The sequence below is a fragment of the Komagataeibacter rhaeticus genome (genome assembly GCF_011611525.1).
In the GTDB taxonomy this organism is placed as follows: Bacteria; Pseudomonadota; Alphaproteobacteria; order Acetobacterales; family Acetobacteraceae; genus Komagataeibacter; species Komagataeibacter rhaeticus.
The window spans coordinates 2,797,502-2,818,938 of sequence record NZ_CP050139.1 but is presented as its reverse complement, the minus strand read 5'-3'; the positions used below and the strand labels follow the sequence as shown (position 1 = coordinate 2,818,938).

Below are 21,437 nucleotides of genomic sequence, written 5' to 3'. Positions count from 1 at the left end.
TCTGGACGATACGCGGACACACGTATATAGGGGAAGCGAGTAATTCCGATACCCTCATCGGATATGTCGATGGGACCAATCTTGAGGCGTAGATATGCTTCTGATGCGACCAATAGGGCGATAGTTCTTTCATTGCCGGGACAAATTTGAAAGGCTGCCGATGGAAAATGCGCTTCCGCTGGAAAGCGACCGCTTCCCGAGCTTTCAGGAACTCTTCTATTTATGCACGCTTCAACGATGTGGCAGCATTGCTGCGGCGGCGCGGGCGCTCGGGGTGGACCACGCCACGGTGAGCAGACGGGTTGCGCATCTTGAGAAAATAATGGGCATGACTCTCATTCTGCGTTCTGGCAGGAGTTGTCATCTTACGCAGCATGGAATTGAAATCGCTCGACTGTCAGAGACTATGCGCACCGTGAGTGACGCGGTGCAGCGCTATATAGAGGCTAATGCTGACGATAAGGCTGCCGTCGTCAAAGTAGATTCTTTACCTCTTCTTGCTACTCACGTCATTGCACCAAGTTTGAACACACTGTGTATGGAGCGCCCCGATCTTCAGGTCGCACTCAGCGGCAGCAGTCATATCGTCTCTGTCGAGAGAGGAGAGGCCGACATCGTTATCGGTCTTGTTAGACCGACCGCGGGAAGCGTCGTTGTTTCACGTCTTTCCCAGATTGCGTATGCTATATATGGTTCGCCAGCATACCTGCGACGATCATGCGAAAAATGGGATTTCGTGACCTTTCACGAAAGGTTCGCTCATATACCGCAACAGGCGTGGATCGATGGTGTCCGCGGAAAACGGCGGGTAGCGTTCGCATCGGATGATATCGCCTCGCAGATGGCGGCGGCCGAGAACGGGCTGGGTGTCGCGGTGTTACCTCGCCTTGTCGGTGATAGAAATGAAAATCTGCAGAGACGCGATGGAGTGGGGCCGCCGCTCAATCGCGACCTTTGGCTCTCCATTCATAGCCAGCGCAAAGACGTGCCCTCGGTTCGCACGGTTATAGATCATGTAAAGACCGTGTTTCGGAAAGGCACGCATCGCACGGAGACCGGTAAACTATCCTTCGGGCGTGAGGGAGTGGGGAGGTCCCTCGATTTGTAGGGTCTCAGCGACTGCCGGACGGCTTTTAACACGCTCGAAGAACGCGGTGAGAGAAGGCCAATGACTAATGTCCAAAGCAAGACGTCCGGCCCAGGTCAGCATGACAAAAAAATATGCGTCGGGTGCCGAGAAATGATCGCCGAGAAGAAATGGCTGGGTTTCAAGGTGACGCGCGACGTACGAGAGCCGCGGCGTGACCAGCTCACGGGTAAACGCTTGTCCATCGCGTGTCTTTGCGAGAAAATTTGCGGCGACGCCACCGTGACGCTCGCGTGTAATGAAATTTTTGTGAATCTCCATTCCGATAAAGTTCAGCCATTCCAGGGCCCGATATCTGTCGAGCTCGTGGTTCGCCGGGAGCAGGTGCTTCGACGGCGCATGGTCGGAAATATATTGTAGTATAATGTTGCCTTCGGTCAGAACGTCTCCCGACGGCAACATCAGTGCCGGAACGTAGAGTTTTGGATTTATTTGGTCGTAATGGCCACCTGACCAAAGCTTGGCAATCAAATCAACACGTTCCAATGTGAACGGAATCTCCGCTTCTCGCAGAAGAATATGGGCTGCCAGCGAACTTGCGCCTGGAGCAAAAAAGAGCTTCAGAGACATGCACCTATTCCTTCATGAAGTTTCCATTCAAAATATCAGCCGCGGCGGGCGAAAAGAACACGCACTGGCGCACGCTCAGCGTGCAGACGTACAGGACGTCTTCCGACTTCGGTCGTATGATCTCGCCAGCGATAACTTGGAAGCACGTCGAGCGGGGCGGCAAAATCTGTGGTCGGCGACAGAGGAGAGCTTGGCGCTTACAGTTTTTTAGCGCAGCCTGACCGGCACACAGAACGGGGAAGAGAATTCATGTTCGTCGTCAGCCTAAGCTATCGGACGTCCATCGGTGAGGTCGAGGCGCACATCAGCCCGCATCGGGACTTCTTGGACCGCTACTATGCCGCGGGAATTTTTTTGGCATCAGGCGGAAAAACTCCTCGCACAGGCGGCGTGATCCTCGCCAATGGGAAGGTTTCACGCGAAGAATTGGATACAATCTTGGCAGAGGACCCTTTCCACATTCATGGCATTGCAGAGTACGAGGTGATTGAGTTTAAGCCTACAAAGTACGCCCCGGAACTGGCCGACTTTCTTTGAGCCGTCAGTATTCGCCGATTCTCATGTGGACCTCTCTGTTCTTCGAGCATTGGTGAGGATGTGGACACTGGATGCTGCGGAATGTCGTGATACGCTGACGTGGAGGATTGGCTCATCGCGGTAGCATCAGCATGTTTGGCATAGGTATGAAACCAGGCAGTTGGGTTACCCTGGTCATCCAGCCAAGAAGGGCCGGGAAGGCAGTGACATCGATACCCCCTTCGTGAGCCACGGACAGATAGGGAAAGATCGCGCAGTCGGCGATCGTTGGATGTCCGAGCGCCAGCCATTCATGGGCATCCAGGTGCTTGTTGAGGATCGGCAGCACTTTCTCGCTCCAGCGTAGTGCGGTCGGCAGGTCGAGATCGACACCGAACTTCTTGATAAGGCGTGCCGCATTGGGTCCGTTGCGGATTTCCGATGCTGCGACCGACAGCCACGCCACAATCTCTGCCTGCGCTGCGTGATTATCGGGCCACCACCTCCGGTCTGGCAGCCCGCCGGCCATATAAACGAGAATTGCCTGTGAATCCCGGATCACGGAATCGCCATCGATCAGGACGGGGACTTCCTGAAAGGGGTTGAGACCAGTAAAGACTGCGGAGTGATGTTCCTGTTTCATTAGATCGACGGGTCGGAGGTCTAACGGGATCCCGGCGAGCGCGGCGAATAGGCGCGCTTTGTAACAATTGCCGGATACGTCGAGATCATAAAGTTTCATGTCGCGCGTCCCTCCTGTCTGATTCGCGCTGCGAGGTACTCCTCTCCTTTATAAAAGCAGACCGATCGGTCCTTTCGGAAGGCTGAGATGAAGGCATCCTATGACGATATCGTGATCGCTGCACGTGAACTGTTTCGAGAGCGGGGCTATGCCGGCGCGTCGATGCAGGAACTTGGCGAACGGGTCGGGCTCAAGAAATCAAGCCTTTATAACCGATTGCCAAGCAAGGAGTCCCTGGTCGCCGATGTGCTTGAGTTGACGTTGAAGGAGACATTCGACGGGCTGCCCGATCCCGTGACGGATTGGCGGCAAGCGTATCGCGAACTGATCGAGCGAATTGCTGCCGTGCTCGGTGATCGGGGCCGCTGCGTGGGGTTCCACCTGTCGTTTGGTGTCCCTGCGGAGACGTCCGAGGCGAAGGCTGCCGTGAGCGAGTTTTTTCAGGCGCTACGGTCCGGGATGGCCGAGATCTTGGATATGGGCGGCGTGCCGGACGCCAAGCGTGTCGCGACTGATGCGCTGACACGGCTACAGGGCGCGACATTGTGGTTATCCGCGCTCGGGGAAGCAGAACCGTTGCGGCGCGAAACCGAGGCGATCCTGCTGGACCTCGAACGAAGCGGCGAAGAGTGACCGATACCGGAGCGATTTGGTCTCTGTCACCCTTTCGAACCAGGATTCCGTTACGGAATGGCCGAAGATCTGCCTCAAGGCGTTCCAGATTTGCCCCGGCGGTTCTGCGGAGCGCTGTCTGTGCGGCCTTTCCGTTTCGAAGGCCGCCCAGGGGCGGACTTGCTCACCTGGTTGTTGATTGATTTCCCCTGACCTTTGGGAGAGGGCATCGGAGTGGCCTCGACCTCGAGCGACGCCGACGGTATGGTGTCACCAGCGACGCCGTCTTGCGCGACTTGCGAGGCGGTGACCTCCGCACGGCGGCCAAGGCCGATCGCCCGCGCTACGGCTGAGCGATGCTCCGCATAGGCGGGCGCGACCATGGGATAGTCTTTCGGCAGATTCCACTTTTCCCGGTATTGCGCCGGAGTGATCTGATAACGCGACATCAGGTGCCGCTTGAGCATTTTTAGCTTCTTTCCGTCTTCCAGGCATATGATGTAATCGGGAAAGACCGACTGTCCGATTGGCACTGCAGGTGTGGGCGCTGTCGGTGTTTCGGGAGGAACGGGACCGGTAGCTGATTGCCCCGTCGTGTTGACGTTGCGGATCGTTGTGTACACCTCACGGATGAATGCCGGGACATTTTCGGTAGGCAGCGACGTGTTGGAATTAGCGAGATGCGCCGCCACGATCTGCGTCATCGCGGCAAGAAGATCCGGATTTTTATGATTGATGTCGTCCACGATAGCTCTTTCGTCGGGTTCGCAGCTGAGAATATCACCGATCATTACGGAGCGTCGATGCGGCCGCAAGTGGAGAGCGGCCTCAATGTGATGCTAAAATGAAGAAATCATATGTTGCGGATTTCGCCGTTTCCGGCGCTTCAATGATCACGCGTCGTGATCGAACCCGGACAAGCCGGGAAGATCTCCTACCTGGCTGTTCCAGATACGGAGGACATCGACCCCATGGTCGGCGATACGATAGACAACCCAATACGGCCAGAGGGGACAGATCTCTCTCGTGTCGGGAAAGAGGCCTGGGCGGCCACGCTCCGGCATAGTTGAAAGCCGATCGCACACGGCGACGATCTGCACGGCGATCCGACTGGCAGTTTCCGGACAATTTGCTCCGAGGTCGTTCCTAATCCGGATCAGGTCCGAGACCGCTTCATCGGTCATGGCGACGATGGTAAAGGTCGTCATGACAATGGGAATTCCGTCTCTGACGCGGTTCCCCAGCCGAGCAGCCAGTATCGCACCTCAGCATAGGCATGTGTTCGGCCGTCCTCGGCGGCATCCCAGCCTTCTTGAACAGCTTTCATAAATTGGGGTTCATGCTTGTGGATTTCGCCACCATTAGTCAGATCGCGTGGCAAAGCTGCCCTCCCTTAGTTTATGTGTAGAAGATATTTATTATTCAAATGAGTGTCCGTTGGCCCTCATTTGTATTTGGGCTTCTTCTCTATCTCACCAGGAGATGACGCTTCAATCTCACGCTCGAAGCGAAGCATAAGCGCGCGGACGTTCCGTAACGCCCGCCAGTCACTGGGAGATGCCGCCGAGTAAACCGGACCGGCGCCCGAAGCATGCGTCCATCTAAGATGGCCCCCATTGGTAAGTCTCATAGACCAGCCGCGTGCTTCGGCCCAGATACGCAGATCCTGCCAAGGATGTGCGCGAGTGCGGCTCATGACGGGAACTCAATTTGTGGCGTTTGCTCACCGCTCCTGTCGTGTTGTTCCTCACCGGTTTTATCGTTGCCAAATGCAGGGGACTCCAAAACGAGGGTGAGGAGATCTGCTGGCACAGGTTCGCCGAGTACCAGGTCGTATCGAGCGTGGAGGTGAGAATGGATCCAGACATCGAGGGGGGTAACTGCGCGAGAGTGGGCAGAGCGCGCAGAGCCGCCGCATCTATCTGATGGGTCACGTCGGACGGGAGTGATCGAGCTACCATGGGTAGAGTTCGGTCCGGTAAGGCGATCACGTCTTGTTCGTTCGCTTAATGTCCGGGTGCCGCGACGGCTGCCATCGTCGCACTCGCTCATGCCCATCCCCTTTCGTCACATTCTGGACGTTCGGAAACAGCAACGAAGAAGCGGTAGTGAGCACGACCGTCCTCGCTCCTGGCGTCGGGCGGGTCGTAACGTGTTTCAACAGGGCTAAAAGCACGTCCTGCCTATTTCCCAGATCAGCGAACAAGTCTCCCCGTTCACCGCTGGACCATAGGTCCGGGTGTTCTATTCGGCAGGCCACCCGACAGAGGGGCCGCCCTGTTGAAAAAGCGTTACGACACGCTGTAATCAGAATAGCATGGAATCGCGCCGCGTGTCATCCGGCGCTCCCCGAATGACTCGAGCCCCTCATCCGTATGACTCGGTCATCTGGTTCCGGAGAAACTAATCAGACGCGCGATCGGAGCGTCATGATAAGAAAAATACATGAAAAACAGCATGTCGAGATCCGAGCTCTCGGATAGATAGTGCCCAGGCAAAACTGGGAAAGCCTGTCCACGCCGCTGGGTAGACTATGAGCTCGAAATCGTCTCCCGCGAATTTGGCCTGATGGGCGCGCTCATGACTGGCTGGCGGTGTGAACCCTGTCTGGGTCCGGGAATGGAGCACAATCCCGGGAGGATTCGCAGCACGCAGGCACGGGACTATGTTACCTTCTTGCCAACTCTCGCAAATTAGTCCACAGAGTAGTCCCTCTGGTTTTTTTGTTAGTGAAGAGTCGCTTTCTAATCAACCCGTTAGGGGCGATTTGTCGATCCCTTCACCCGCTCCACTTTCCCTGACAATATACCCGGTCTGGCAGGCGCATGCCCCGGCAGAATACGGGGCTGTTCCCACGTTGCGCCAGGCAGGCGGCAACCATATGGTTTTGCCAGTCACCGATGCCATCATGCCGGGCAGGTGTGCTCAGGGCCGTTCTGGCGGCTGTGGCTGGGTGGTGGCCTGTGTGTCGGTATAGGTGGTGCCGTTCCATATCCAGCGGTCTGTGCTGTCGACCAGCAGGTCATGCATGCCGCCATGCACCTGGGGCGTAATGGTGACCGGCCCGCTTACGGAATCCAGCACCCGTGTCCAAGTGTGGCCATTGCGCAGGTAGACCGAAGTGGAACACCCCGCCGAGCCACACAGGCTGGCGGACTGCAACTGCACGAACAGCGCCATGCGCCGTGGGTCACTGGATACCGGCCCCGATCCGGTCAGCAGGACCGGGCGCTCCTGGCTGCCTGCCGCGTCCGCCAGGTCGCGGGCCACCAGTGCGCGTGCCTGCCGGTCCAGTTCGGTGCCGGGATGCTGGGCCAGGATGACCGGCCCGGTCTGTGCGCCCGCCGGGATGGGCGTGATGGCAAGCAGGGCCGCCAGGATCAGGCCATGGACGCGTAAAGGGGAAGGGGGCATGACAAGCTTGCTCCGGCAGGTTGCACATCTGCGCAACCAATGCCTGCCTGTCCCGATGGTTCCCCCGCCGGGATGGAAGCCCGGCCTAGCTGTGGCCGTGATGGCGCGGGCTGGTGGCTTCCGGCTGGGTGGGGTTGGGCCAGCTGGTCTCGATCCGGCTGGTCAGTTCATTGAGCAGGTTTTCCGTGACACTGGCGATATTGGCGTTATTGGCCGTATTGCCGTTCATGACGATGCTGGTGCGGTTGCGCAGGATGGCGGCGCGCGGGTCCTGCGGAATGATGGCCCAGTCCGCGTTCAGTGCCGACTGGCCATCGCGGCTGACATCAAGCCGGCTGATGTTGAGCTGCAGCCGCCAGGTGGGGCGGTCGGGCTGCGGCTGGTCGGTCACGAACAGATCCGGCCATTTCTGGGCCAGGCGCGCGGTGATCAGGTCCGTGGCCCCCACTGACAGGCGGCTGGCCCAGCGGCCCAGCCCGCTGCGTTCGATCTCATGCCCGTTGCGGACCATGATGTCCTGGCTGTCCAGGTAATCGGGCAGGCGGGTGCGTTCGACCTCGATCACCGGCGTGCTGTCGGTAATGGCCGTGGTACCGGTGCCCTGCGCACCCACGGCCACGGCGGGCGCGCCCAGCGTGTAGAAGCGCACCGGCGCCGAGGAGCACGCCGAGAGCATGGCGGCACAGAGCAGCAGTCCGCCCGCCGCCCGCAGGGACGGATTCAGGCGGGAAGGGAAGGCGGGCTGGCGCGTTTTCATTGGTTGTGTCCCATCAGCAGAAGTTGCGGATTACTTTCGACTTCAGTGGCGAATCCGCGCAGCCCGTAGCCGGCTTCCATAACATCACGCATCGTAGCGTCCAGATTCAGCCTGTCACGCGATTGCGGGTCGGTCAGGGCGCGCAGGCTGGCCAGGGTTTCACGCGCCTGCGCCATGGTCTGGCGGGTATTGCCGATCAGGGCCTGCAGTTCCGCGCGGCGGGCCACGAATTCGCGGCTATTGGCGCTGATCAGCTGGTCCAGGCGGTTGATGGTCACGCTGGCATGGTCCGTCACATCGGTAATGGCGGCGCGGATCTGGCTGGCCGCGGTATCGGCGTGGCCTGACGTGGTGCGGATGCTGGCGATCATGCCGGGCATGTCACGGTCCATGTCCGCCGCCAGCCGGCGTATGCTGGCCAGCGCGGTAATCAGGTCATTGTGGAGCTGCTGCACGGAAGTGGAGATCAGCGTTGCCTCCAGCTGCTGGAGCGCTGTCTGGCCCATGGGTATTTCGGGCATGTCCGTCAGGTCGGGGTGCAGGCGTTGTGGCGTTTGGGGGTCCAGGTCCAGGTCCAGTTCGGTCTGGCCGGTTACCAGGCTGTGCAGCACCATATCCGCCCGCAGCCCGTTGGCCAGCAGCGTGGACAGGGGCGGCAGGTCGCCATGGCCGGGCGCATGGGCGGGATCGAACAGGATGTAGACCGGCATGTAGGTATGATGGTCGGCCGGGTCCACCCGTACCGTAATCCGCTCGACAGCGCCCACCGGCACGCCACGGAAATTGACGGGGGAGCCGATGTCCAGCCCGTTGGTCGGGCTTTCAAACACCACGACCGCCTCGGTGCTGCGCCCCGGTATGGGCAGCCAGCCCGTCATGCCCAGCACGGCAAGCGCAATGGCCCCCACACCCAGTACGGCCGCGCCGATAAGCGTCTGCCTGTCGGCCATCGGGCTTACCCGTCTCCGTGGGGGCTGGAACTGTCCAGCTGTTCACGGTGCATGAAGGCATGGACCACGGGGTCGGTGCAGTGGTCGCGCAGCCATACGGGGGAACCGTGGGCGATGGCGGTCTTCTGCCCGGCATCAAGGAATATGCCGTCATCGGCAATATGGAACAGGCTGGACAGTTCGTGGCTGACGATGATGATCGTGGCCCCCAGCCCGTCGCGCAGGTTCAGGATCAGTTCATCCAGCCGGGCCGAGGTGATCGGGTCCAGCCCGGCCGAGGGTTCATCAAAGAACAGGATGTCAGGGTCCAGCGACATGGCGCGCGCCAGCCCCGCGCGCTTGCGCATGCCGCCGCTGAGTTCGGAGGGATACTGGTCAATGGCATGCAGCATGCCCACCAGCCCCAGCTTGAGTTCCACCATCTGGCGGATGACGGGTGGCTCCAGCCTGGTGAACATCTGCATGGGCAGGGCCACGTTCTCGCCCACGGTCATGGAACTCCACAGCGCCCCGCTCTGGAACAGCACGCCAAAGCGCCGGCCGATATGCACGCGGCTTGCGTCGTCACCCGCCCAGTAATTGTCCTGCCCCACCAGGTAGCGGCCCTGTGTGGGGCGCAGCAGGCCGATCATGCTCTTGAGCAGGGTGCTCTTGCCGCAGCCCGATCCCCCCATCACGGCGAAGATGCTGCCGCGCTTCACCTCAAAGGACACGTCGTGCTGGATCACCTTGGGGCCGAAGGCCAGTGTCACGCCGTTGACCGAAATCATGACCGGGCGGGTATCATCGGGGGCGGAGGGCATCTGGTTATGAAGGTCGTTCATGGCGGTCAGATCCCGATCACGTTGGCGATAACCGCAAAGACCGCGTCCAGCGCGATCACGCCCACAATGCCCACCACCACGGCCTTGGTCGCGGCAATGCCCACATCGGCGGCGCTGCGTCCCGCCTTCAGCCCGATCCGGCAGCTTGTCAGCCCCACGAACGTGCCGAACACCAGGCTCTTGATGAAGCCGAAGGTGAACTGGTCCAGCGGCAGGGCCTGGAGCGTTTCATGGAAATAGCCCAGCGGCGAGACATGCAGCATGATGAACGAGACGACAAAGCCCCCCAGCATGCCGATCAGGCAGCCGTACAGGTAGAGCAGCGGCATGGTGAAGCCCAGCGCCAGCACCGAAGGCAGGATCAGGTAGCTGGCGACGGGAATGCCGAAGACCTGAAGCGCGTCGATTTCCTCATTCGCCTGCATGGTGGAAATGCGCGCGGCATAGGCGCCACCCGTGCGGCCCGCCATGATGATGGCGGTCATGACGGCCGACATCTCACGCACCATGGCAATGGCCACAAGGCTTGCGACATAGATGTCGGCTGCGAATTTGTGCAGTTCCACCGAGCCGACAAAGGCCAGGATCGCGCCGACCAGAAAGTTCACCACGCCCACGATCAGCAGCGCCGCAGGCCCGGCGGCGGCAAGATCGGACATGAGATCGACGGTCCGCATCATCCCCCGCCCCACCAGGGCGGCAATGCCCCCGCGCGCGGCGGCGGCGCCCATTTCGCTTACGCAGCCGATCTCGTTGAGTGTATCGAGCGTGAACTGCCCCACCGCCGCCACCGGGGCGAAATGGTGCGGCGTGGGGGGGGCGGGTTCCGGCGGGATTTCGGGCAGCAGGTCAAGCAGCTTGTGCGCCGATTCCGGCAGGGTGTCGATGTGGACATCCACATGCGCCTCACGCGCGCTGCGCTTGAGTTCCCACAGGAAGCTGATCAGCGATGTATCCCACCGGCCAAGCCGCCCGGTATCGAATTCCAGCGCGGCCCCCCGTGGCACGTCCTTCAGGCCGGTTTCGGGAAAGGCGGGAATGCGTCCTTCCTGCGCGATCCAGTTACCCGACAGGGTAACAAGGGTCCGGTTCGCCTCGGGCTGCAGATGCCATTGTGGCGCACCATTGACGGACGTATTCACCAGCCTCTCCAACCTCAGTGCCGCAATCTGGCCGCCCGGTCGCGGGGTGGCCTGCACAAGACGATTCCGTACCCTGGCCCCATGCCTGCGGCGTGCCTGTACCGGGCGGGTATTTCACGGTGTCCTGTTTTCCATACCAGATGACCCGCCCCGCACAAGCCCCGCCGCCGGGGAGGCTCCGCGATGGCAGCGCATGGCTTTGGACCCGCCGGGCGGTTTTTACCCTGCCGGTGGCACGGGGCGGTACAGGATGTCCAGCGCCGGATCGGCCGGGGGGGTGCCATGCAGGGCCGCGGCGATGGCGGCGACCAGCCGGTGGGCGACGGGAATGCGGTAGTGCAGCGGGTCCCAGAAATTGTTCCGCTCCGTGGTCAGCGCGCTGTCATGGTTGAAGTCAAGGGCGATGGCATCGGGGGTACGGGCGGCCAGTGCCGCCACCCCCAGCCTGCAGGCCTGCAGGCGGGCCGCGGCAATGCTGCCCGTCATGCCGTGCAGGGTGGCGGAAGCGGGCGGGAACCACAGGATCTTCAGCGTGCCGGCGGGCAGGCGGGCCAGCATGGTGGCCAGAAGGCGCATGCTGGCGGGGGGTGTCTGCGCCATGCCCGGCGGGGCCTGTGTGTTGTCGGGCGGCGCCCAGTGCGCGAAGGCGGCCTGTACGCGGGCAGGGTCGTACGTGCCGTCCGGCGGAACGAAACTGGCATAGCCGTCGGTGCCGAAGCGCTGGGCCTTGTGCCCGGTCATCCATAGGAATTCGTTGGCGGCTTCCTGTAGCGCGTACAGGCTGGCCATGTGCAGGTAGCCCTGCCAGGCGGGGTGGCCGTACATCCATTCCGGCCAGGGGCGGTTGGGGGATGTCAGGCTGCCGGGGCGTTCATGGCACCATGCGGCATCCACCCCGATCATGACGGTGCGCGGAGCGGGATGGCTGCGCAGGAAGGCATCAAGCACGCGCCCCTGTTCCCACGGGCTTGCACTGTTCATGGCCATGCTGAGGAAATGCCCCCCCAGTGCCCGGTCCAGCAGGGCGGGCTGCATCAGCCTGCTGGTGGACGTGCCCAGCACCACGGAATCGAACTGCGGGTCCCGTGCCAGGGCGGGCATGGTGTAGCGGGCGTTTGACGTAACGGGTATGCGCGCAAGCGGGGGAGAAAACGGCAGGACGTTCCACGGGTCCACCGTCACGATGAACAGGTAGAGGCCGCATCCCGCCACCAGCATGGTGGCCAGGGCGCAGGCACAGAAATGCCGCCATGCCCCGGGCCGCCGCCCCGGCGGGACGGTGTCATTCATTGGTGGCGGAAGGTCACGACCAGTACGTCACGATAGGCTGGCCGCGTGGGGTCGAGCGGCCGCACCGCCGTAACCCCGTGATAGACACGGTTGTCATTGACCACCGCCGTATCCAGCGGCTGGTCAAGCATGAAACCACCGACCATGGTGCGCTGCAGGTCATGGATCGTGGTCTCGCCGGACATCACGTTCTCGCGCCGGACCATGACCACCATCACCCAGTCCACGCCATCGCGGTGCAGCCCTTCGGGGGTGGGCTGGCCCGGCGTGCTGTCCAGCGCCTCGATACGGAACTGGTGGACTTCGGTATGCCATACGTCCGGGACATGGGCCGGATCGCTCATGTCGGTCACGATCCGGTGCATGAGCCGCAGGATGGCGCGTAGCGCCGGGTGTTCCCCCATCTCGGGTTCAACGGCGCGGAACCAGCGTTCGATCCCGCCATTGAGTTCATTGTAGTCCCGGCTCTGGTAATGGGGCTGGTGCTTCTTGCGCTGGATGCCCCGCGCGCTGATGGCGAAGGTGGCATGGCGGCGGCGGCGGTAGCGCCCGCCATCGGCCATGTAGCGGTCCAGCCCCAGCCGGTTCCAGCTGCCTGCAAAACTGGCCCAGTCGCGCAGGCCGTACTGCTCCAGCAGGGGCAGCATTTCCCCCCGTGGCACGAAGGCAAAGCCATCCCTGCGCAGGGAGGCTTCCAGCCGCCCCGGCAGCATCGGCGTCCCGTCAGTCATGGGTGGGGGCATCTCCCCCGGCCGGGGCATCCGCCTGTCCGTTGCCTGCCTTCGGGGCGGGAGCGGCCTCAGCGGGCTGCGCGGCGTGGGCCGCCATGATGGCACCGGGGTTTTCCTCCATGTTCATGCGCAGCGTGCCCGTCGGGCCATTGGCCAGCAGGTTGAGGGAGGTCGGGATCGGGAACTTCACCTGCTCGCGCACCATGCGCGCGCTCAGGCGGCTGTAATATTCACGGTAGACCTTCCATTTCGCACCTGCCGCCGTGCGGATGGAGCCAAGGAACTTGGCGCCGTTGCCATCGGCCTGCTCCACGCCCAGATAGGAGAAATCCGACTTGATCAGCGGGCCGAACACGGGGTCCCTGCGCATGGTCGAGAGTTCATCCTTCAGGATGGCCGCCACACGGTGCGGGTCTTCCGTCAGGTCCAGCATGAAGCTGACCACCACAAGGTTGTAGTCGCGCGACGTATTGGCGATCGAGGTGACGGAGGAGAAGGGGATGATGTGCAGGTCCCCGTTGATCGCGCGCAGCCGCAGGGTACGGATGGACAGGTGCTCCACCGTGCCGGCAACGCTGCCCGCCGTGACCCAGTCACCCACCTGCATCGCGTTTTCCACCAGCATGAAGAAGCCGGTGATGAAGTCCTTCACCAGGCTTTGCGAACCGAAGGCGATGGCCGCACCCATGATGCCCGCACCGGTCAGCAGCGGGGCCACGTTGATGCCGATCTGCGACAGTGTCGTCACCGTGACGATGATGATGATGAAGGTCAGCAGCACCGTGCGGATGATCGGCAGCACCGTGCGCAGGCGGGTGGCGCGGGAGGCCTGTTCCGATGTCTCGAAGCGCGAGATCTGGTTCTGCAGGATGGCGTTGGCCACTTCCCACACCACGATCGCGATGGTGTAGGCGATCATGATCGTCAGCATCGCGCCCACGATCTTGGGGCCGAGCGAGCCATGCACGAAGAACCGGATCGCCGGCAGCCCCCAGGACTGGGCCAGCAGCACGATCGTGACGAATGTCAGCAGCACGGACAGTGTCCGGCGCGCGATCGGGTAATAGTAGTCCACCCGTCCCTGCAGGCCGGGATAGCGCTTTTCCGTGGCTTCGGGCACATGGAAAAGCCTGTTCTGCAGGCTGAACGCCAGCACCGACAGCAGGCGCGCGCCCAGGATGACCACGATGGTCAGGGACAGCGTGCGCAGGATCCATGCATAGCCGCCACGGATCTGGGTGGCCCAGACCAGCCACAGCGCCAGGTCGAAGAACATGGCCGGAATCCACCAGAAGCGGACCATCTTGCCCACGAACATCCAGAACGGCTTCTGCTGCAACCGTGTTGAGGGCTGCAGCGCCGCGCCCACATGGTGGCGGATGCGCCAGATGAAGATCGCGATCAGGACATGCTCGATCAGCACCACGGCGCGGATGATGGCTTCCGTCCCGCGCGCGGGCATGGCGAACACGCCGCCCAGCGTGGACAGGCACACCACGATGGAGGGTGCCGCCACCAGGAAGTTCCACCACCGCGTGACCATGCGCGCCGTCGCATCCGATGCGCTGCACAGGCGGATGGTGGGGGAATGCGGCACGAACACCGTCTCGAGCAGCAGGTAGATCACACGGGCGATCACATAGGCATTGGTCAGCGTGATCGTGACCATCTCCGCCTGGTGGGTGGAGGTCAGCAGCACGGAACCGCCATAACCCAGCCCGAAGAACAGGGCCACCGGCAGCAGCTTGATCAGGAAATGCAGCAGCGAATAGGGAATGCGCGTGATGATGCGCAGTGTCTCGTGCTTGTGGCGGTCATCCTGCTGGCGGGCCTGTTCGGTCTGCTGTTCCGCCGCGGCATCGGCCGAGGAAGCGGGCGGCGGCGCGGGCTGGTCGTCTTCGTGTTCCTCATTGATGATGCGGCGGTTCAGCCGGGCCTCGGTCGCCACCGCGCGCGCGGTGACACCGGCCAGTGGCTTGCGCATGGCAATCGACAGCCCGCGCTCGGCCACAAGGGCAAGGATGAAGATCAGGCTGGCGCGTGTCAGCGCATCAAGCAGGATCTGGCGCGAATCGGTATTGGCCAGCATGGAGTGGACCCAGCGCCCCACAAAGGCCAGGTCCTTGAACAGCGCCATGAAGTTTTCGCCCTGCCGCAGCGCAAGATCGCGCATATGGGTCAGTTCGTTCATGGTTTCACTGCTGATGCTGTCCGGTTCCAGTTCCACATCGGCGGTGGCGGCCGGTTTCTTGGCGGCAGCGGGTGCAGGGGCCGGTGCCGGGGCAATCTGCTGCGCGGGCAGGCCCCTGGCTATGGCATCGAGCGTGCGGGTGAATTCCTCACGCTTCTGCGGGTCGTTCAGGACGGACAGGACCTGCTGGGCCTGCTGGGCGGTGATGACCTGGCCCGTGGCCTGGGCGGGTGTCGCATCCGCCGCATGCGCGGGCGCGATCCAGGGCAGGAGCACAAGCATGAAGGCTGCCAGTATGCGTACGATGCCGGTCCGTCCACCCTGTGTGGGGACGGGTTGGGCGGTAGTCATGGAATGGGCCGACATGCCGATGTTCACCTCCTTTAAATGGCGCGATGCCCGGGTGGTGTGTCCGGGCTCCCCCCATGGCTGCGGCAAAACGCCCGCGCGCAGTCCTGCGGGGGGCTGTCCTGACGTGGCCGGGGAATATGCAATATCATGCAATATCAGGGTAAAAGATTACAAAAGACGGCAGGGTTGCATTCATCAAGGGCCTTTTTTGTCACGTCAGCCCCACTGGGGCGGCGGCTGGGGGGCCGGGGCGCGCGGCTGGCGGCGGATCACGCATGTGCCCGCCAGGATGTCGTGCAGGGCCTGCTTGCGCTGGGTCCACAGGACCATGAGGAAGCCGATGCCCAGAATGAACAGGGAAAGATATTTGCCAAAATACCGTCCCATGGCGCGGGCCACGGTAATGCGGTTGCCATACAGGTCGGTCACCCGCATGCCGCACAGCAGCTTGCCCGGCGTGGCCTGCGCGCGGGATGCTTCGCACAGGATGTAATAGGCGGCGGGGATGAGCAGGGAAAGGATCTCGAACACGCCATTGCCATTCCAGTGCATGTGGGGCGTGGTGGAGGCGATGGTGTAATCGACGGGGTGGATATAGGAGATGCGGTAATCCCCCCCGCTGCCCCCCGTCGATTGCGGATCAAAGATCGTGACCGAAAGGCTGGGCGGCACAAGCAGCAGCCCGAGCAGGGCCAGCACCCCCCACAGCACGATGGAATCGATCAGGTAGGCCACGACCCGCATCCAGAACCCGGCATAGGTCCAGATGGCCTGCGGGTTTGGCTCGGGTCGGAAAAACGGGTTCGTCATGCAGGGCGTTCCTGTCTGGCTGGCATGGATTCAACAGCACAGCAATGCCATTGCTCCAGCCGGAACGGAACAGCAAAAAACGCGGGGCCCGCCGGTGGCCCCGTGCCGACTAGCTGCGGTAGGCGCCGTTGATGTTGATATAGCCGTGCGTCAGGTCACAGCCCCAGGCCTGGGCGGTGCCGTTGGCTAGGCCGATATCGATCGCGATCTCGATTTCCCGGCCCCTCATGTGGGCGACAACGGGGGTTTCGTCATAATCGGGCACCACCGTGCCGTTCTGCGCGATGCAGGTGCCCCCGATGCTGACCGAAAGCGTGTCACGGTTGGCGGGTTCACCACATTTGCCCACCGCCATGACCACGCGGCCCCAGTTGGCGTCTTCCCCCGCGACGGCGGTCTTGACCAGCGGCGAATTGGCAACGGCCATGGCGATGTTGTGGGCGGACTGGTCGGACACGGCGCCGGTGACGGTAATGTGCATCATCTTGGTCACGCCCTCCCCGTCGCGGATGACCAGCAGCGCCAGCTCCAGCAGCAGGGAATCGAGGGCGGTGCGGAATTCCGCCAGTTCCGGTGCGTCCGCCCGCGTCACTTCGGCATTGCCCGCCTGGCCGGTTGCGAACAGCAGCAGCATGTCGGACGTGGAGGTGTCGGAATCCACCGTGATGCAGTTGAAGCTGCGCCTGACGCCATCATCCAGCAGCGCCTGGATCACGCTGGCGGGCAGCTTCGCGTCGGTTGCGACAAAGGCAAGCATGGTGGCCATGTCGGGTGCGATCATGCCGCTGCCCTTGGCAATGCCCTGGATGCGCACGGTGGTCGCCCCGATGCGCGCGACGCGGGTCGCGGCCTTGGGAAAGGTGTCCGTGGTCATGATGCCACGCGCGGCATCGGCCCACCCATGCTCGGACAGGGTGGCGTACAGCCCCGGCAGGGCCACCGAGATCTTTCTGTAGGGCAGGACCTCGCCAATCACGCCGGTGGAGGCGAGGAACACCTCGCTGGCCGCGCAGCCCACCAGGCGGGCGGCATCGGCCGCGTTGGCCTGCGTTGCCTCAAAGCCAGCGCGGCCGGTAAAGACATTGGCGTTGCCCGCATTGACCACCAGCGCGCGCGCCCGGCCATCGGCCATGGCGGCACGGCACCAGTCCACCGGCGCGCCGGGGCATTTGCTGCGGGTATAGACACCCGCCACCGTCGTGCCCGGCGCGAATTCCGCCATGACCAGGTCAGTGCGCCCCCTGTAGCGGATGCCGGCTTCGGTCGCGCCAAAGCGCACGCCCGCCAGCGGCGGCAGTTCGGGCAGGGGCCGGGAAAGGGGGGAGACGGGCAGGGCATTGGCCATGGTCGGTCACGATCCTGTGGTAAGGCGGCGGCAGGGCAGGCGGGGAAAACAATGCCGCCGGGCAACCCGTGGGGCTGACCCGGCGGCGGCCCGGATCAGTGGGCGGCACCCGGCTGGGTTTCGGGCAGCGGCTTGCCATCGGGGCCGAAGCGGACAACCTTGACCTGTGACAGGGCGTTGCTCACGGCCTTCTGCACGCCTTCCTGGATCAGCTTCTGGCGGATCTGGTCGCGCATGGCGTCAAGCGTGGGGGTGGGGGCGGTGCGCTTGCCCAGCACCTGGATCACATGCCAGCCGTACTGGGTGTGTACCGGGGTCTGGCTGAAGCTGTTGGGCTGCATGGCCGATGCCGCATCCCAGAAGGTGGGCAGCATGTCACCCTTCTTGAACCAGCCCAGGTCGCCGCCATTCTGCTTGGCCGAACCGGGATCGGTGGACAGCTTGGTGGCCAGCTGGCCGAAATCGGCACCAGCCTTGAGCTGCTTGATGATGTCGTTGGCTTCCGCCTCGCTCTTGACCAGGATGTGGCGGGCGTGGACTTCCTCCGCGCCGGGCTTGTTGGCGTAATTCTGGTCGTAATAGGTCTTTACGGCCTCATCCGTCAGCGTGGGGGCCACCTGGGCGGACAGGTAGGCATTCTGCAGCGCGTTCTGCGCGGCCTGCTGCATCTGCTGCTGCACGTCGGGCTGCTTGTCCAGCCCGGCCTTGGCGGCGGCGATCTGGATGGCGCGCTGGTCAACCAGCTGGTTGAGCAGGATCGGCACGATGATGTTGTCGGGCAGCTTGCGCAGCTGCTCGGGCATGCTGGCCATGGCCTGGCGCACGTCATTGAGGCGGATGTCCTGCCCGTTCACGCTGGCCAGCACCGGATTCTGGTCCGCCGTGCCGGCAGCGGCCGGCTTGGCCGCCACAGGCGCGGGGCCAGCTGCGAGTGCGGGAGGAATAATGAAGGAGGAAGCAAGCAGGGCCATCGTTGCGACAGCCTTTGCCGGACTGATAGTCCGCATGTGCAAAAAACCCTAGTTATGAACGCGTTCGGCGGGCATCATGGCGAAGGGCGGCCCGGCCTGCAAGGCCCGGATGTCAGATGGCGGCTTCCCCCGCTTCTTTCGTGGCCCTGCTGTCCATCGGTTGACCCGTGGCGGCGTGGGTCCTATCTCATGGTTCCGCGCGAGAATTTTATCCGCCAAGCCTGCCTCCGCGCCCGCCGGTCCGTCGCGGGCGGGCGGGACTGTCATTCCGGGAAGGTCTTCATGTTCGCCAGTATTGCCCGCGCCCTGTTCGGAACCGCCAATGACCGGGCACTGAAATCCTATCAGCGGCGCGTACCCGCGATCAACGCGCTGGAGCCGCAGATCCAGGCGCTGGATGACGCCGCCCTTGCCGCCAGGACGCCCGAATTCCGTGCCCGCCTGGCAAAGGGCGAAACGCTGGATGCCCTGCTGCCCGAAGCCTTTGCCGTCTGCCGCGAGGCGGCAAGGCGCGTGCTGGGCATGCGCCATTTCGATGTGCAGCTGATTGGCGGCATGGTCCTGCATGATGGCAAGATTGCGGAAATGCGCACCGGTGAGGGCAAGACCCTTGTCGCCACGCTTGCCGTCTATCTCAGCGCGCTGGCGGGGCAGGGCGTGCATGTGGTGACCGTGAACGACTACCTGGCCAGCCGCGATGCCGAGCAGATGGGCAGGCTTTACGCCTTCCTTGGCCTGAGCGTGGGCGTGGTCGTGCCCAACATGCCCGAGGATGAGCGCCGCGCCGCCTACCGGGCCGATATAACCTACGGCACCAACAACGAATTCGGCTTCGACTACCTGCGCGACAACATGAAGTACCGCGTGGAGGACATGGTCCAGCGTCCCTTCCACCACGCCATTGTCGATGAAGTCGATTCGATCCTGATCGACGAGGCGCGCACCCCGCTCATCATCTCCGGCCCGGCCGAGGACAGTTCCAGCCTGTACCGCGCGGTGGACGAGGTGATGGTCGCCCTGGTGGCGGACCCGGAAGCGTATGAAAAGGACGAAAAATTCCGCTCCGTCATCCTGACGGAAAAGGGTGCCGAGCAGGTGGAGGACCTGCTGCGCGGCGCGGGCGTGCTGCATGACGGCGGCCTGTACGACAGCCAGAACGTGGCGGTGATCCATCACGTCCAGCAGTCGCTGCGCGCCCATACGCTGTTCACGCGCGACGTGGACTACATCGTGCGCGGTGGCAAGGTGATCATCATCGACGAGTTCACCGGCCGCATGATGGAGGGCCGCCGCTATTCCGACGGCCTGCACCAGGCGTTGGAGGCCAAGGAACATGTCGAGGTCCAGCAGGAAAACCAGACCCTGGCCTCCATCACCTTCCAGAACTATTTCCGCATGTATCCCCGCCTGTCGGGCATGACCGGCACGGCCATGACCGAGGCGGACGAGTTCGCCGATATCTACAAGCTCGAAGTCATCGAGATCCCGACCAACCTGCCCGTCGCCCGCAAGGACGATGATGACGAGGTCTACCTGACCGCGCGCGAGAAATACGAGGCGGTGGCCGCCCTGATCAAGGAGATCAGCGCCACGTCCGGCCAGCCGGTTCTGGTGGGCACGACCTCGATCGAGAAGAGCGAGTACCTGTCCTCCCTGCTGCGCCGCAACGGCATCCAGCACAACGTGCTCAATGCCCGCTTCCATGAGCTGGAGGCCGAGATCGTGGCCCAGGCGGGCGCGCCGGGTGCCATCACGATCGCCACCAACATGGCCGGCCGCGGCACCGACATCAAGCTGGGTGGCAATGTGGACATGCTGATCCACCAGCGCCTGGCCGGGATCGAGGACCCTGAAGAGCGCGCCCGGCGCGAACAGGAACTGCGCGAGACGGTGGCCCGCGATCACGATATCGTGCGCAAGGCGGGTGGCCTGTACGTGATCGGCACCGAACGCCATGAAAGCCGCCGCATCGACAACCAGCTGCGCGGGCGTGCCGGGCGGCAGGGTGATCCGGGCAATTCGCGCTTCTTCATTTCGCTTGAGGACGACCTCATGCGCATCTTCGGCACCGACCGCATGGGCAACATGCTGCAGAAGCTGGGGCTGAAGGAAGGCGAGGCCATTGTCCACCCGTGGATCAACAAGGCCCTGGAGCGCGCGCAGAAGAAGGTCGAGGCCCGCAACTTCGACATGCGCAAGAACACGCTCAAATATGACGACGTGATGAATGACCAGCGCAAGGAGGTCTATGCCCAGCGCCGGGAATACATGGCGGCCGAGGACCTTTCGCCCATCATCACCGAAATGCGCGAGGACGTGATCCATGACATGGTCACCCGTCGCATCCCCGAGAAATCCTTCCCCGAGCAGTGGCTGAAGGATGAACTGGCGCAGGACGTGCAGACCACGCTCAACCTGAGCCTGCCCATTGCGGAATGGGCGAAGGAAGATGGCGTGGACGCAGGCGTCGTGACCGAACGGATCGAGCAGGCGGCCGCCCAGTCACAGGCCAGCCGGGCCGCCAATTTCGGCCCTTCCGTCATGCGTTATGTTGAAAAGCAGGTACTGCTCACCACCTTTGACGCGGTATGGAAGGAACACCTGCTGGCGCTGGACCAGCTGCGTCAGGGCATCGGCCTGCGCGCCTATGGCCAGAAGGACCCGCTGAACGAGTTCAAGCACGAGGCGTTCGAACTGTTCCACGCCATGCTCGATCACCTGCGGGTGCGTGTCACCTCCACCATGGCGCGGGTGGAAATGGCGCCGCCGCCCATCGACAACCCGTTTGCCGGTGTGGCCGAAATCCATTCCGACCCCGAGGTGCCGGGGCTGGAAAACGAGCCGGGCCCCGGTCTCATGCCCGATGCCACGGGCCGCCAGCCGGACCCGGCCATGGCGACCCCCATCGGCGGGGCCGCGATCATGCCCGATGATCCGTCAAGCTGGGGCGAGGTCTCGCGCAATGCGGTCTGTCCCTGCGGGTCGGGCAGGAAATACAAGCACTGCCACGGGCGGCTGGTCTGACCGGACCGCCCGTGGCGGACAGGCAGGAACAAGAAACAAGACAGGATTCA

At 62.9% G+C, this 21,437-nt stretch carries 19 protein-coding genes; 4 read left to right on the top strand and 15 right to left on the bottom strand.

The features are described from left to right. Window positions 1-160: 160 nt before the first annotated feature. On the top strand, window positions 161-1,108 hold the full coding sequence (locus GWK63_RS12850) for a LysR family transcriptional regulator (protein ID WP_166498153.1): 948 nt from the start codon (window positions 161-163) through the stop codon (window positions 1,106-1,108). On the opposite strand, the gene GWK63_RS12845 is transcribed toward GWK63_RS12850, so the two are convergent. Beyond that, a complete protein-coding gene (locus tag GWK63_RS12845) occupies window positions 1,064-1,717 on the bottom strand; it encodes a glutathione binding-like protein (RefSeq protein ID WP_166498152.1) in 654 nt (217 codons plus the stop codon). The two genes, GWK63_RS12850 and GWK63_RS12845, sit on opposite strands and share 45 nt — an antisense overlap. 249 nt (window positions 1,718-1,966) lie before the next feature. On the opposite strand from GWK63_RS12845, the gene GWK63_RS12840 reads away from it, so the two are divergent. Then, entirely contained in the window at window positions 1,967-2,254 is a 288-nt protein-coding gene (locus tag GWK63_RS12840) for a YciI family protein (RefSeq protein ID WP_166498151.1), read from the top strand. 112 nt (window positions 2,255-2,366) lie between these two features. Here the strand turns inward: GWK63_RS12840 and GWK63_RS12835 are convergent, their stop codons facing one another. Further along, entirely contained in the window at window positions 2,367-2,975 is a 609-nt protein-coding gene (locus GWK63_RS12835) for a glutathione S-transferase family protein (protein WP_166498150.1), read from the bottom strand. 87 nt (window positions 2,976-3,062) lie between these two features. Here GWK63_RS12835 and GWK63_RS12830 point away from each other — a divergent pair, with 87 nt between their 5' ends. Then, the gene (locus tag GWK63_RS12830; protein WP_166498149.1) at window positions 3,063-3,608 is read left to right on the top strand and encodes a TetR/AcrR family transcriptional regulator; all 546 of its coding nucleotides are present in this window, start codon (window positions 3,063-3,065) and stop codon (window positions 3,606-3,608) included. A 74-nt stretch (window positions 3,609-3,682) separates the two neighbouring features. Here the strand turns inward: GWK63_RS12830 and GWK63_RS12825 are convergent, their stop codons facing one another. The 13 genes from GWK63_RS12825 to GWK63_RS12765 all read right to left on the bottom strand — a co-directional run bounded on the left by GWK63_RS12825 (window position 3,683) and on the right by GWK63_RS12765 (window position 18,363). Next, window positions 3,683-4,378, bottom strand: coding sequence for a MucR family transcriptional regulator (locus tag GWK63_RS12825; RefSeq protein ID WP_166498148.1), 696 nt, complete (start codon window positions 4,376-4,378; stop codon window positions 3,683-3,685). A 102-nt stretch (window positions 4,379-4,480) separates the two neighbouring features. After that, on the bottom strand, window positions 4,481-4,795 hold the full coding sequence (locus GWK63_RS12820) for a type II toxin-antitoxin system RelE/ParE family toxin (RefSeq protein WP_223846536.1): 315 nt from the start codon (window positions 4,793-4,795) through the stop codon (window positions 4,481-4,483). Window positions 4,796-6,512: 1,717 nt separating this feature from the next. After that, window positions 6,513-7,001 (bottom strand): hypothetical protein, encoded by a 489-nt coding sequence (locus GWK63_RS12815; protein ID WP_223846535.1) that lies wholly within the window; start codon window positions 6,999-7,001, stop codon window positions 6,513-6,515. An 85-nt stretch (window positions 7,002-7,086) separates the two neighbouring features. Further along, complete coding sequence (locus GWK63_RS12810; RefSeq protein ID WP_007397719.1) at window positions 7,087-7,758, bottom strand: PqiC family protein; 672 nt, start codon at window positions 7,756-7,758, stop codon at window positions 7,087-7,089. Continuing rightward, entirely contained in the window at window positions 7,755-8,708 is a 954-nt protein-coding gene (locus GWK63_RS12805; RefSeq protein ID WP_007397720.1) for an MlaD family protein, read from the bottom strand. The genes GWK63_RS12810 and GWK63_RS12805 overlap by 4 nt, the downstream gene beginning before the upstream one ends. Before the next feature lie 5 nt (window positions 8,709-8,713). Next, window positions 8,714-9,532, bottom strand: coding sequence for an ABC transporter ATP-binding protein (locus GWK63_RS12800; RefSeq protein WP_007397721.1), 819 nt, complete (start codon window positions 9,530-9,532; stop codon window positions 8,714-8,716). Window positions 9,533-9,537: 5 nt separating this feature from the next. Continuing rightward, window positions 9,538-10,674: an ABC transporter permease gene (locus tag GWK63_RS12795; RefSeq protein WP_172459731.1), complete on the bottom strand. Its 1,137-nt coding sequence runs from the start codon at window positions 10,672-10,674 to the stop codon at window positions 9,538-9,540. A gap of 219 nt (window positions 10,675-10,893) precedes the next feature. Beyond that, window positions 10,894-11,964 carry a hypothetical protein gene (locus GWK63_RS12790; RefSeq protein WP_007397724.1) on the bottom strand — a complete coding sequence of 357 codons (1,071 nt, stop codon included), beginning with the start codon at window positions 11,962-11,964 and terminating at the stop codon, window positions 10,894-10,896. Further along, entirely contained in the window at window positions 11,961-12,695 is a 735-nt protein-coding gene (locus GWK63_RS12785; protein WP_007397725.1) for a 2OG-Fe dioxygenase family protein, read from the bottom strand. The genes GWK63_RS12790 and GWK63_RS12785 overlap by 4 nt, the downstream gene beginning before the upstream one ends. After that, window positions 12,688-15,252, bottom strand: coding sequence for a mechanosensitive ion channel domain-containing protein (locus tag GWK63_RS12780; RefSeq protein WP_172459730.1), 2,565 nt, complete (start codon window positions 15,250-15,252; stop codon window positions 12,688-12,690). Before GWK63_RS12780 ends, GWK63_RS12785 begins: the two co-directional genes overlap by 8 nt. Window positions 15,253-15,453: 201 nt before the next feature. Next, window positions 15,454-16,047, bottom strand: coding sequence for an RDD family protein (locus GWK63_RS12775; protein ID WP_007397727.1), 594 nt, complete (start codon window positions 16,045-16,047; stop codon window positions 15,454-15,456). Window positions 16,048-16,156: 109 nt separating this feature from the next. Beyond that, a complete protein-coding gene (argJ, locus tag GWK63_RS12770; protein WP_007397728.1) occupies window positions 16,157-17,392 on the bottom strand; it encodes a bifunctional glutamate N-acetyltransferase/amino-acid acetyltransferase ArgJ in 1,236 nt (411 codons plus the stop codon). A 95-nt stretch (window positions 17,393-17,487) separates the two neighbouring features. Continuing rightward, complete coding sequence (locus tag GWK63_RS12765) at window positions 17,488-18,363, bottom strand: peptidylprolyl isomerase (protein WP_083824402.1); 876 nt, start codon at window positions 18,361-18,363, stop codon at window positions 17,488-17,490. A gap of 282 nt (window positions 18,364-18,645) precedes the next feature. Between GWK63_RS12765 and secA the strand changes: the two genes are divergently transcribed. After that, window positions 18,646-21,387 (top strand): preprotein translocase subunit SecA, encoded by a 2,742-nt coding sequence (gene secA / locus GWK63_RS12760; RefSeq protein ID WP_110581072.1) that lies wholly within the window; start codon window positions 18,646-18,648, stop codon window positions 21,385-21,387. Window positions 21,388-21,437 lie beyond the last annotated feature (50 nt).